Source organism: Nocardioides sp. zg-1308 (assembly GCF_013155375.1).
GTDB classification, from domain to species: domain Bacteria; phylum Actinomycetota; class Actinomycetes; order Propionibacteriales; family Nocardioidaceae; genus Nocardioides; species Nocardioides renjunii.
Genome location: NZ_JABJQY010000002.1, coordinates 1,035,168 through 1,047,016, shown reverse-complemented (window position 1 = coordinate 1,047,016; position 11,849 = coordinate 1,035,168). Strand labels below are relative to the sequence as shown.

General features: G+C 72.7%; 15 protein-coding genes. 9 read left to right on the top strand and 6 right to left on the bottom strand.

Annotated elements, in window-relative coordinates:
• Positions 1-10: 10 nt before the first annotated feature.
• Entirely contained in the window at positions 11-1,303 is a 1,293-nt protein-coding gene (locus tag HN031_RS06800; RefSeq protein WP_172268053.1) for a M1 family metallopeptidase, read from the top strand.
• Here the strand turns inward: HN031_RS06800 and HN031_RS06795 are convergent.
• Together HN031_RS06795 and HN031_RS06790 are read right to left on the bottom strand one after the other, a co-directional pair.
• Complete coding sequence (locus HN031_RS06795) at positions 1,269-1,766, bottom strand: 4'-phosphopantetheinyl transferase superfamily protein (RefSeq protein ID WP_172268050.1); 498 nt, start codon at positions 1,764-1,766, stop codon at positions 1,269-1,271. The two genes, HN031_RS06800 and HN031_RS06795, sit on opposite strands and share 35 nt — an antisense overlap.
• 2 nt (positions 1,767-1,768) lie before the next feature.
• The gene (locus tag HN031_RS06790; protein ID WP_172268046.1) at positions 1,769-2,155 is read right to left on the bottom strand and encodes a M48 family metallopeptidase; all 387 of its coding nucleotides are present in this window, start codon (positions 2,153-2,155) and stop codon (positions 1,769-1,771) included.
• 158 nt (positions 2,156-2,313) lie between these two features.
• On the opposite strand from HN031_RS06790, the gene HN031_RS06785 reads away from it, so the two are divergent.
• The 3 genes from HN031_RS06785 to HN031_RS06775 all read left to right on the top strand — a co-directional run bounded on the left by HN031_RS06785 (position 2,314) and on the right by HN031_RS06775 (position 4,661).
• A complete protein-coding gene (locus tag HN031_RS06785; protein WP_172268020.1) occupies positions 2,314-3,495 on the top strand; it encodes an LLM class flavin-dependent oxidoreductase in 1,182 nt (393 codons plus the stop codon).
• Entirely contained in the window at positions 3,492-4,154 is a 663-nt protein-coding gene (locus tag HN031_RS06780; RefSeq protein WP_172268017.1) for an FMN reductase, read from the top strand. The genes HN031_RS06785 and HN031_RS06780 overlap by 4 nt, the downstream gene beginning before the upstream one ends.
• A 90-nt stretch (positions 4,155-4,244) precedes the next feature.
• A complete protein-coding gene (locus HN031_RS06775; protein WP_172268014.1) occupies positions 4,245-4,661 on the top strand; it encodes a PRC-barrel domain-containing protein in 417 nt (138 codons plus the stop codon).
• Between the two features lie 518 nt (positions 4,662-5,179).
• On the opposite strand, the gene HN031_RS06770 is transcribed toward HN031_RS06775, so the two are convergent.
• Positions 5,180-6,466 (bottom strand): sigma-70 family RNA polymerase sigma factor, encoded by a 1,287-nt coding sequence (locus tag HN031_RS06770; RefSeq protein WP_172268011.1) that lies wholly within the window; start codon positions 6,464-6,466, stop codon positions 5,180-5,182.
• Between the two features lie 23 nt (positions 6,467-6,489).
• A complete protein-coding gene (locus HN031_RS06765; RefSeq protein ID WP_253943032.1) occupies positions 6,490-6,843 on the bottom strand; it encodes a YciI family protein in 354 nt (117 codons plus the stop codon).
• A gap of 201 nt (positions 6,844-7,044) precedes the next feature.
• Here HN031_RS06765 and HN031_RS06760 point away from each other — a divergent pair, with 201 nt between their 5' ends.
• Positions 7,045-7,257: a hypothetical protein gene (locus HN031_RS06760; protein WP_172268005.1), complete on the top strand. Its 213-nt coding sequence runs from the start codon at positions 7,045-7,047 to the stop codon at positions 7,255-7,257.
• A gap of 29 nt (positions 7,258-7,286) precedes the next feature.
• On the opposite strand, the gene HN031_RS06755 is transcribed toward HN031_RS06760, so the two are convergent.
• The gene (locus HN031_RS06755) at positions 7,287-7,562 is read right to left on the bottom strand and encodes an excalibur calcium-binding domain-containing protein (RefSeq protein ID WP_172268002.1); all 276 of its coding nucleotides are present in this window, start codon (positions 7,560-7,562) and stop codon (positions 7,287-7,289) included.
• A gap of 119 nt (positions 7,563-7,681) precedes the next feature.
• On the opposite strand from HN031_RS06755, the gene HN031_RS06750 reads away from it, so the two are divergent.
• Positions 7,682-8,425 carry a thermonuclease family protein gene (locus tag HN031_RS06750; protein WP_172267999.1) on the top strand — a complete coding sequence of 248 codons (744 nt, stop codon included), beginning with the start codon at positions 7,682-7,684 and terminating at the stop codon, positions 8,423-8,425.
• 28 nt (positions 8,426-8,453) lie between these two features.
• Here the strand turns inward: HN031_RS06750 and HN031_RS06745 are convergent, their stop codons facing one another.
• A complete protein-coding gene (locus tag HN031_RS06745; RefSeq protein WP_172267996.1) occupies positions 8,454-9,245 on the bottom strand; it encodes a hypothetical protein in 792 nt (263 codons plus the stop codon).
• A gap of 129 nt (positions 9,246-9,374) precedes the next feature.
• Between HN031_RS06745 and HN031_RS06740 the strand changes: the two genes are divergently transcribed.
• From HN031_RS06740 to HN031_RS06730, 3 genes are all read left to right on the top strand, one after another.
• Entirely contained in the window at positions 9,375-9,674 is a 300-nt protein-coding gene (locus HN031_RS06740; RefSeq protein ID WP_172267993.1) for a hypothetical protein, read from the top strand.
• A gap of 54 nt (positions 9,675-9,728) precedes the next feature.
• Complete coding sequence (locus HN031_RS06735; protein WP_172267990.1) at positions 9,729-10,304, top strand: VanZ family protein; 576 nt, start codon at positions 9,729-9,731, stop codon at positions 10,302-10,304.
• 241 nt (positions 10,305-10,545) lie between these two features.
• Positions 10,546-11,835 (top strand): HNH endonuclease signature motif containing protein, encoded by a 1,290-nt coding sequence (locus HN031_RS06730; RefSeq protein ID WP_172267987.1) that lies wholly within the window; start codon positions 10,546-10,548, stop codon positions 11,833-11,835.
• Positions 11,836-11,849: the final 14 nt, after the last annotated feature.

Here is an 11,849-nt window from a genome sequence, read left to right as displayed (position 1 = left end):
TGCGGCGACCATGCCGCAGCCCACGACGGACCCCTACCTGCCCGGCCACGGCGACGCCTCCTACGGCGTGCGCCACTACTCCCTGGGCCTGGCCTACAAGGTCGTGGGCAACCGCCTCGACGGTGACGCCCGGCTCACCTGCGTCGCCCACGAGGACGTCAGCTCGATCGAGCTCGACCTGGCCCACCTGCGGGTCGCCAAGGTGTGGGTCGGGGGCGTCCAGGTCCGCTTCACCCACAAGCGCGACCGGCTCGCCGTCCCGGTCGTCGCCGCGGCGGGCGAGGAGTTCGAGGTCCGCGTCGCCTACGGCGGCAGCCCGCGGCCGCTGCGGGCCCGCCACCTCGGCACCGCCGGGTGGGAGGAGCTCGCCGACGGCGTCATCGTCGCCGCCCAGCCGCACGGCGCCCCCACCTGGTTCCCCTGCAACGACCGCCCGAGCGACAAGGCGACCTGGAGCGCCACCGTGCTGGCCCCGCAGGACTACCACGTCGCGATGTCGGGCGAGCTCGCCGGACGCCGCCGGCGCGGGTCGGGCGTCGAGTGGACCTACGAGATGACCATGCCGATGGCGCCCTACCTCGCCACGTGCCAGATCGGCCGCTACACGGTGCGCGAGCTGGCGGAGCGGGTCGTGGTGGTGGCGCCGGGCGACCTCACCGGCCCGGCGTACGACGCCTCCTTCGCGCAGCAGCCGGCGATGATGAGGTTCTTCGAGGACCGGTTCGGCGCCTACCCGTTCGGCACCTACACCTGCGTGGTGACCGACGACGACCTCGAGATCCCGCTGGAGTCGCAGTCGCTGTCGACGTTCGGCCGCAACTTCGCCTCCGAGGACTGGGACGCCGTGCGCCTGGTCGCGCACGAGCTGGCCCACCAGTGGTTCGGCAACGCCGTGACGCTGACGGAGTGGAAGGACATCTGGCTCCACGAGGGCTTCGCCTGCTACGCCGAGTGGCTGTGGTCGGAGGAGGCCGGGGACCGCTCCGCCAACGACTGGGCGCACCACCACCACGAGCGGCTGGCCGGGCTCGACCAGGACCTCCTGCTGGCCGACCCCGGACCGGAGCTGATGTTCGACGACCGCGTCTACAAGCGCGGAGCCCTCACGCTGCACGCGCTGCGCTCGGTGGTGGGCGACGACGACTTCTTCGAGGTCCTGCGCACCTGGGTGGCCGACCACACCGGTGCGAGCGTGACGACGGCCGACTTCGAGGCGGTGGTCGCGGCCGTCACCGGCGAGGAGCGCACCGACCTCTTCGACGCGTGGCTCAGGGAGCCGGCGCTGCCGGACCTGCCCAGCTGACGGCGGCGACGTGGCCCGCCGGCGCGGCGAGGTCGTGCCACTGCTCCCGGTCGAGCGACACCTCGGTCATCGGCGTGGCCAGGCCGGTGCCGCGCCGCTTGAGCACCGCCTCCTTGCGGCTCCAGGCGCGCGCCCGGGCGAGGTCGTCGTCGGCGGTCTCGCCGGCGGACAGCACCAGCGCGGCGTCCCACCCGCGCGCCACGGCCGCCACGGACTCCACGTCGACGCCGACGGGGCCGTCGGCGACCGCGGTGACCAGATGCGGGCCCGACCGGGAGAGCGACACGTGGAGCGCCGCGCCACCCGCGCGCAGCCAGGGACGCCCGTGGGCCGACGACCCGCACCGCGGGCACAGGCGCCCGCTGGTCACGGCCCGGGCGGGCACCCCGAGGTGGTCGGCGGCGTGCACCTCGAGCGCCCGGGCCGCGCCGGTGCCGGCGGCGTGCCAGCGGACGTCGTACATCGTCAGGTGCGGTAGCCGCCCAGCAGCTCGGCGAGGCGCAGGTGCGGCTGGGCCTCCTCGCGGCGGCCCTTGCGCTGCAGGGACCGGCCGAGCAGCAGGTGGGCGTAGGGCTCGTTGGGGTCGTGCTCGAGCAGCTCGGTGGCGACCCGGATGGTCCCGTCGAGCTGGGCGGAGTGGAAGAGCGAGCGCGCGAGCAGCAGGCGTACGTCGGTGAGCTCGTGCACTACGTCGCCGGGGTCGTCGAGCAGCTCGGTGAGCAGGACGGCGGCCTCGCGGTAGGCGCGCTCCTCGAACAGAGCCTGCGCCCGGACCCACCGGTCGTGGGTGGAGTCCTCGAGCAGGCCCGCGTGTCCGCGCAGCAGGTCCTCGAAGGGGGTGAAGTCGGTCATCGTCGCTCCTCTCAGGAAGCTGTGCCGAAGGTGGTGTTCTCCCGAGCGTGCGCCCGGACGACGGCCCAACGCCGTACGTCGCCCGGCAATTCCGCGGAATACTGGGGGCACCAGCCCCGTTGAAGGTGGTACAAACTTCAACTAGCACCGGAGGAACCATGCAGTTCGGCATCTTCAGCGTCGGCGACGTCACCCCCGACCCGACCGACGGACGCACCCCCTCCGAGGGCGAGCGGATCGCCTCGATGACGGCGCTCGCGCTGAAGGCCGAGGAGGTCGGCCTCGACGTCTTCGCCACCGGCGAGCACCACAACCCGCCGTTCGTGGTGTCCTCGCCCACGACCCACCTCGGCTACATCGCGGCGAAGACCGAGAAGCTGCTGCTCTCGACCAGCACGACGCTCATCACCACCAACGACCCGGTGAAGATCGCGGAGGACTACGCCTTCCTCCAGCACCTCTCCGGCGGTCGCGTGGACCTGATGATGGGCCGCGGCAACACCGGCCCGGTCTACCCCTGGTTCGGCAAGGACATCCGCGACGGGATCAAGCTCGCGGTCGAGAACTACCACCTCCTCCGCACGCTGTGGCGCGAGCCGGTCGTCAACTGGCAGGGCCAGTTCCGCACGCCGCTGCAGGGCTACACCTCCACGCCGGCGCCGCTCGACGGCACGCCGCCCTTCGTGTGGCACGGCTCGATCCGCAGCACCGAGATCGCCGAGCAGGCCGCCTACTACGGCGACGGGTTCTTCCACAACCACATCTTCTGGAACAAGGAGCACACCGAGCAGATGGTGAAGCTCTACCGTCGCCGGTTCGAGCACTACGGGCACGGCGCCGCCGACCAGGCCTACGTCGGGCTCGGGGGCCAGGTGTTCATGGCCGGCAGCGAGGCGGAGGCCAAGCGGGTCTTCCGCCCCTACTTCGACAACGCCCCGGTCTACGGCCACGGCCCGTCGCTGGAGGACTTCACGAAGATGACGCCGCTGACCGTCGGCACGCCGGAGCAGGTCATCGAGCGCACGCTCGGGTTCGCCGACTACGTCGGTGACTACCAGCGCCAGATGTTCCTCGTCGACCACGCCGGCCTGCCCACCTCGCTCGTGCTTGAGCAGGTCGAGATGCTCGGCACCGAGGTCGTGCCGGTCCTGCGCGCGGAGTTCGAGCGCCGCCGCCCGGCCCACGTGCCGAGCGACCCGCCGACCCACGCCTCGCTCGTGGCCGCCGGTCCGGACGCCCCGCACCACCTCGTCGAGCCGGCCCGCGCGCTGGTCGAGGCGGCCCAGGCGGCCCAGGGTGCCTCGCAGGCTTCCTCCCAGGCCGCCGAGGTCTCGGCATGACCCGTCGCATCGTGGTCGTGACGGCGGGGCTGACCGTCCCGTCGTCGACCCGGCTCCTCGCCGACCAGCTGGCCGAGGCCACCTCGACCCAGGTGACCGCCCGCGGCGAGTCGGTCGAGGTCGACTTCGTCGAGCTCCGGGAGGTCGCCGGCGAGCTGGCCACGTTCATGGTCACCGGCGGCATCCCGACGCCGCGGCTGACCGAGCTGCGCGAGCAGGTCGCCGCGGCCGACGGCCTCATCGCCGTGACGCCGGTGTTCAACAGCAGCTACAGCGGGCTGTTCAAGATGTTCTTCGACGCCCTCGACCCGGACTCGCTGACCGGTACGCCGGTGCTGATCGCGGCGACCGCCGGCACCGCGCGGCACCAGCTGGTCCTCGACCACGCGATGCGCCCGCTCTTCGCCTACCTCCGCGCGGTCGTCGTCCCCACCGGGGTCTTCGCGGCGACCGAGGACTTCGGCAGCCACGGGCTCTCCGACCGGATCACCCGGGCCGCGGCCGAGCTGGCCGCCGCGGTGCTGAGCCAGGGCGGCTACGGGGTGGGCGGGTTCGCACCCGACCTGGCCGCGCGCCCGCGGCGTACGTCCGGCACGCAGGTCGAGGTCGAGGTGACGCCCTTCGGCGACCTGCTGCGGGGTCACTCCGGCACCGACTGACCGCCCCTCACCACCCCGAGGCGGGTGGCGGGCGGGCGCGACGGCGTGGTTGCGTCGACAGGTCCCGCACCGCCGACCCTGGAGGAGACCATGAGCGACATCGTCTGGAGCTACCGCGACAGCGAGTGGGCCGAGGACCGCGACCTGGTGGGCTACGACGTCGAGGGCGAGGACGGCTCGCTGGGCAAGGTCGACCAGGCCACGGCCGACACCGACGGGGCGTGGCTGGTCGTCGACACCGGCTTCTGGATCTTCGGCAAGAAGCGGGTGATCCCCGCCGGGACCGTCGTCGGGATGGACCACGAGGGGCAGCGGATCATCGTCAACGTCAGCAAGGACCAGGTCAAGGAAGCGCCCGACTACGACGAGGACACCTGGGACCAGCAGGCCCGCGGCCTCCATGCCGAGCACTACACGCAGCGCACCGGCCACGAGAACCGTGAGGACCTCCCCGGGGGCTCCTGGTCGACCGGCGAGGGAGCCGGCGGGAACGTGGGCGAGCGATGAGCCCCGTGCGGATCCGCCCGCTCGGCGGTGGGATCGGCTGCCTCCTGATGATCCTGGTCTCGGTGGTGCTGTCGGTGCTGCTCACCGTGCTGCTCAACCTGGGCCGCTGACCCGGACTCCCTCGTCCGGGCCCCTCGTCCCCATCCGGGTCCTTCCGCGACCCGTCGCGCTGCTCCTAGGTTGGGACCGACCCGTCCCCGCGCCCGAGGAGCGACCCATGACGATCACCCTGAACCCCTTCGGGGTCAGCTGGATGGTCAACGTGGCGGGGGCCGCCGCGGGCTGAGGCTCAGCCGCGGGCGCCCCGGTCCTTGGTGCCGGCGCGAGCGGTGGGGGTGGCGGCAGATCGCCCACCGGCAGGCCCACGAACTGCGATGTGCCGCCACGTGGGGCGGGGTCGGTGGGGGTGGCGGCAGATTGCCCCCCGGCAGGCCTATGACCTGCGGTGTGCCGCCACCATGGCGGCGGGGTCCGCGGGCCCTTTGGGGCATGCTGGCGCGCCCGCCTCGTGCGGTCACTCACCCGGTCGCGGCCGCCCGGTTCTCCTCCGCCCGCCGGAGCAGGAGACCCCGCTCGCCCTCGTTGCGGGTGCGGGCGGCGGCGTCGGCGAACGCCTCGCTCGCCGCGTGGTGCTGCCCGTCGCGCTCGAGCAGGTCGCCGAGCACGCTCGCCACGAGGGGTGAGTCGCCCAGAGCAGCGGTGTCGACACGGGCGAGCACGGCGAGCCCGGCGTCGGGTCCGAAGGCCCGCCCGTGGGCGACCGCCCGGTTCACCTCGACGACCGGACCGGGCGCGGCGCCGGCGAGGACGTCGTACAGACCGGCGATGCGGGGCCAGCTCGTGTCCTCGGCGCGGGGTGCGCGGGCGTGCTCAGCGGCGATCGAGGCCTGGAGGAAGTACCTGCCCACCGGGACCCCGGTCGCCGCGAGGACCTCGGCGCGGTGCAGGGCGGCGAGGCCGCGGCGGATCATCAGCCGGTCCCAGCGGGAGCGGTCCTGGTCGTCGAGGAGGACGGGTGCGCCGTGCGCGTCGACCCGGGCCGCGGTCCGGGATCCTTGCAGCTCGAGCAGGGCCTGGAGACCGAGCACCTCGGGCTCGTCGGGTGCGAGCACGGCGAGCATGCGGGCCAGGCGCGTCGCCTCGGCGGCCAGGTCGGGACGCATCCAGTCCTCGCCGGCGGTGGCGGTGTATCCCTCGTTGAAGATGAGGTAGATGACGGCCATCACGTCGTCCAGGCGTGCGGTCCGCTCCGCGCCGGTGGGCAGCTCCAGCTCCGCGCGGGCCGCCGTGAGCGTCTTCTTGGCCCGCGAGATCCGCTGGCCCATGGTGGACTCGGTGGTGAGGAAGCCGCGGGCGATCTCGGCCGTGGTCAGACCGCCGACGAGCCGCAGGGTCAGCGCGGCCCGCGACTCGGGGGTCAGGCTCGGGTGGCACGACAGGAAGACGAGGCGCAGGACGTCGTCCTCGATGTGGTCGACCTGTCCGTCGAGGTCCGGCACCTGCGCCTCCTCTCCGCGGCTCGAGCCCTCGAGCTCCGCCACCTTGCGGCGGAGGTTGTCGGCGCGCCGGAAGTGGTCGACGCCGCGACGCTTCGCCGTCGTCATCAACCACGCGGCGGGGTTCTCGGGGACGCCGGTCGTGGGCCACCGCTCGAGCGCGGCGACCAGGGCGTCCTGCGCCAGGTCGGCCGCGAGCTCGACGTCGCGGGTCATCCGCGTGAGGGCGCCGACGAGGCGGGCCCCCTCGGCCCGCCACGCGGCGTGGACGGCCTCGACCGGGTCGTCCGCACGGGAATCTGCCGGCACGTGGCCAGCGTAGTGAGCCGTGCTCAGGCGCTCGGCGTCTCCATGTCCGGGGCCTCGGAGATCTGGCGCATCGTCGCCACCACGGTCGCCTCCGGCCAGTGCTTGGCGTGCAGCTCGGCGAACTCACGCTGGTCGGCGACCGCCTCCTCGAGGCTGTCGTACTGCAGGAGCGACCAGCCGCCGACGACCTCCTTGCCCTCGGCGTACGGTCCGTCGACGCGGGTGACCTCGCCCTGGCGGACGACGAAGTTCACGGCGTCCTCGGTGCCGTAGAGGCCGCCACCGTCGACGAAGGTGCCGTTGGCGGCACGCTCGCCGATGTAGACGTCCATCGCGTCGAACAGCGACTGCGGGGGCATCCCGATGCCCTCTTCCATCCTGACGAATCCCATGAAACGCGGCATGTCGATCACTCCTGCTGGTTGGCGTGGTTGGTTCTCGCCCGTACGTCGATCGGCTGCCGGGTTCCTCGACATCGTCGCGCGAACTTTTTTCGGCCCGGCCGGTCGTACGCCGAAAATTGGTCACATCTCCGCCGCAGGCTGCACCTGCCGCGGTCGCGGAGGCAACATCTGGACATGACGGCGGTGCGTGTCGACGAGCGGGGATCGGTCCTCAGCGCGCTCGTGTGCGCCGCGGACGACTTCGCTGCTCGCGCCGAGTCGCAGGAGGCCCGTCGCGACCGTGCCCGCCCGGGCACCGGCGTGCACCACCTGCACGCCCACTCGGCCACCCTCTGGCGCCAGGCCGAGGGTGACCTGAGGGCGCGGATCGCCGAGCTGCAGCGCTAGGTCCGTCGCGCGTCGACCACGCCTCGTGGTCAGTTCTCGCAGGCGGTGCCGTCCTTGTCGCGGTCGAGCATGCCGTCGTTCTGCCAGTAGACCTGGACGGCGAGCTTGGTGGTCGCCGGGCGGGAGTAGCCGTCGCGGACCGCCTTGGCGGCAGCCGCGGGACCCTTGGCCACGCCGTTGGGCCACTTGGCGGTGAGGGCGTCGCAGGACCGGAAGACGGGGGCGGCCGCCTCGGCGGGGGTCATGGTCAGCAGGGGAGCGGCGAGGGCGAGAGCGGCGAGCGCTCCGCGGAAGGTCCTGGTCATGCCGGGACCGTATGTCGCGCCCGCCGGCCCGCGCAGGGAAAGCCACGAATCGCCCACGAGCTGCACGGATCGGTGAAATCGTGGCCCGGTCAGCGTCATCACCACCACGGGGTTCCACCATGATCCAGCACGTCGCCCGCGCCCTCGCGCTCGTCCTGGCCGCGATCGGCCTCACGACCCTCGCCGCTCCCGCGCACGCGATCGTCGACCGCGACTGCGGTGACTTCGCCACCCAGGCGGCGGCCCAGGCGTTCATGCTGGCCTCGGGACCGGGTGACCCGCACGGCCTCGACGGGAGCGACGACGACGGGCGGGCCTGCGAGTCCAACCCGTGCCCCTGCGGCACCACGGCACCGCAGCCGCTGGTCGGCCCGGGCAGCACGCAGGGCTCCCAGTCGGGCTCGCAGTCGGGCTCCCAGTCGGGCGCCCAGTCCGGCGCCGACGTCGTACGCCGCAACGTCGGCAACGTCGTCAAGGTCACCGACGGCGACACCCTCGAGGTGCGCGTCCGCGGCATCGGCATCCGCGACGTCCGGATCATCGGCATCGACACCCCGGAGGTGTACGGCGGCGCGCAGTGCGGCGGTCGGAGGGCCAGCCAGCGCATGCGCGAGCTCGCGCCGGTCGGCTCCACCGTCACGCTGATCAGCGACCCGAGCCAGGACGACCGCGACCGCTACGGCCGCCTGCTGCGCTACGTCGAGCGACGCGGCAAGGACGTCGGTCGCGCGCAGGTCAACCTCGGACAGGCGAAGGTGTACGTCTACGACCGCACGCCGTTCCGCCGCACCGCCGGCTACGAGCGGGTCGAGCGCAGCGCCCGCACCCACCACCGGGGGTCGTGGGGGACCTGCTGGCGGTAGGGGGCCGTGCTCCGCTCGGCTGCGCGCGTCAGCGGACCGGCGTCGGGTCGAGCGCGGCCAGCTCCTGCGGCCTGACGGTCGTGGGTGCGAAGAGCCTGGCGACCTCGAGGCCGACCGGGGTGAGGGCGTAGTACGCCACGTCGGGACTGGCGTGCTCCATGCCCAGCGGGGGACCGTCGACCGTCTCGACGAGCCCCGCGGCGACCAGGTGGCCGGTGAGCGCGGCACCGGCCGGTCCTGTGAGGACGCCCTCCAGGCCCACCGTGAGGCGGCTTCGCGTGGTGGTCGCGAAGGCCGAGAACTGGTGGATCGTCTGCGGCCCCAGCCCGGCCAGGGCGGCGATCATCGCCGGCGCCTCGTCCGGGTCGGGATAGGTCAGCAGGCGCTGGAGACGTTGCTCCTGCTCAGGGTTTCGGGCGCCACTGGTGTCGATCTGCCATACCCCCGGGCCCTTGTCACCGAGCCCTGCGCGCGGGTTGGTGTGCGTGGCAACGGTCGCGACGACGAGGCTCTGGAAGCGGTCGGGGTCCAGCCGGCCGTGCTGGTCGGTGGCGAGCTCGACCGCGGCGGGCACGGTGACCCGCACCAGCTCACGGACCGCAAACGCCTGCTGTTCCCACGAGGCACGGATCCATCGCTCCTCCTGGCTCGAGTTCGCCATCGTGGCGAGCACTCCCACCACGGCTCCCACCAGTGCGCCGAGCGTGAACGCGATGCCGGTCGACACCACAGTGGTCGCCACGAGCGACGTGACCGAGAAGGCGATCAACCCCGCCACCACGCCCAGCAGCGCACCGAGCGGACCGATCTTCGAACGCATGAGCACCTCCCCCGTTGACGTGACCGGCGACCACCCTAGGAGCCGGGGGCCGGTGCGTCCGGCGGATCGGTGAACGTGTGGCGGTGCAACGGGGCCGGTGCGGACGACACATCTGCAAGGCTCTCCGCCATGGCCGAGTCCTTGATCGTCAGCCTCCCCGAGCTCCGATCTGCTGTCGAGCGGACCCTCGACCTGGTCGAGGCGCACCTCGGAACGGAGGTGACCCTGCCAGTGGACTACTACTGGCACGTTCCGGTCGATGAGGCGTTCGACATGAATCAGCAACCGCGCGAGTTCACGGCGGGGCAGGTGAGCGACGACCTCGCGACGATGCGCGAGGTCCGCTGGCGATCGTCCGGGGAGGCGTGGCACGAGCTGTCCCACGTGATCGGCGTGCTTCGTGCGCTGCAGCTGGTCGCGACAGCCTGAGCACTGCCCCCGGCAGATGCGTGCTCGGCGCTCCGCTCGGCACTAGAAGACGGCATGTCGGTACTCGCGGACGAGGCCGGCACCCACGCCGGCCGAGATGATGTCCGGGTGATCGCCACCGTCCTCGTCGAGCACCGATGGCTGACGACGACCGCGCTCGTGCTGCTGGTCGTGCTGGGTCCCGCGGTGGGCTACTGGCTGACGGACCGGCCGCGTCTGGCAGGAGCGGCGGCGCTGCTGAGCCTGGTGCCCGTTGCTGCGCTGACGCTGGTGCCGACGAGTCGTGACCTCGCGGTCGGCTGCGCCGTGGAGTGGGCCACACCGAGCCTCGGAGCGGTGGAGCCGATGGCCAACCTCGTACTCTTCGTCCCGCCGGCCCTCTTCCTCGGGGTGGCGCTGAGGCGCCCGATCGCCGTGCTCGTCGGGGCGAGCGCGGTGTCCGCGTTGATCGAGCTCGCCCAGGCGTTCCTGACCGGCCTCGGTCGGTCCTGCTCGACCAACGACTGGCTCTCCAACACGCTCGGCGCTGCTCTGGGGGCGGGCCTGGCCGTGGCGGCGCTGTGGCTCCGCTCGTACGTCGACCGCAGTCGCGAGTCCTCCGACCGAGCGACGGTGGACGCACGGGTGTGAGGCGCGCCAGCCGACTCCCGGCGTTCGAACACACTTGCGAATAAGACTCAGGCGGCGTATGCTGGGTGGTACGTCCGCGAGGCTCCGGGCCACCAGTTCGTGAGGGGTGCGCCTTCCCGGTTCTGATGTGGACGAGTTGCGAGGGTGAGTAATAGTCCGCCAAGCCGGGCCTCCAGGAGCGACGACCGTTGTCCGTCACGCATGCCGCGTGGCGTGGACCGTCGTCGGAAGGAGCCCCACGGTGACTCACCCCAGCACCACGCACCCGATCGTGGCAGCAGCTACCGACGTCCGGTCGGTGCTGAAGTCGGTGGCGGACACGAACCCGACGTTCATGACCACGGCCGCCGAGGCGACGGCATTGACCGAGCTCGTGGCTGCGGAGGCGCAGCTGACGGAGCTGCGGCTGCGGATCCTGGCCGACGCCGGCGACCTCGCTGACGCCACCGCTGCGAGGGACGCTGCGGGGTGGCTGGCGCAGGTCACGCGGACGCGGTACGCCGACGCCCGCGCCGACCTGGCCCTCGCCACCGCGCTGGAGCGGGAGCGTCCGGTCCTCGCATCGGCGATGCGCGACGGCGCCGCGACGCTCGCTCAGGCGCACGTGATCCACCGCGCCTTGCAGACCCTGGACGCCCTACCCGCCAGGGTCGACGCCGAGACCGTGGACCGTGCTGAGCAACACCTCGTGCAGCAGGCCACCACGTTCGGACCCAAGGAGCTGGGGCGGATCGGACGCCGCATCCTCGACGTCGTCGCCCCCGACATCGCCGACGCCGCCGAAGCCGCCCGCCTCGCCGCTCTCGAGGCCCACGCCGCCGACCAGACCCGCCTCACCCTGCGCCGGGTCGGGGACGGCACCACCCGCATCACCGGACGTGTCCCCGACACCGTCGGCACCCGGCTCGCCACCTACCTCGAGGCGTTCACCAACCCCCGCCTCCACCAAGCCGCTGGGGACGAGCCCAGCGGTGACCCGCTCACCCGCACCGCCTACCCGAAGAGGCTCGGCCACGCGCTGTGCCAGCTCCTCGAGGCGATTGACCCCACCCGCCTCCCGGTCCACGGCGGCGACGCCACCACCGTGGTCGTCACCATCCCCTTCGCCGGCCTGCGCAATGACCTGGGGACCGCGGACCTCACAGGCGCCGGTCTGGTGCCCGGCGACATGTTCACCGGCGACCGCATCACCGCCGCCGAAGCCAGGAGACTGGCCTGCACCGCGCGGATCCTCCCAGCGGTCCTCGGCGGCGACAGCCTTCCCCTCGACCTCGGCCGCACCCGCCGCCTGTTCACCCCCGCCCAACGCAAGGCGCTCCTGGTCCGCGACCGCACGTGTCGCGCCGAGGGCTGCGACATCCCCGGCACCTGGTGCGGGGCCCACCACCTCCACCCCTGGCACACCGGCGGACCCACCGACCTCACCAACGGCGTACTCCTCTGCTCACACCACCACCACCGAGCCCACCACACCGCACACCGCCCCGACCGCCTCCCCAACGGAGACCTCCGCTTCCACCCCCGCAGATAGGTCCACAGCCGGCG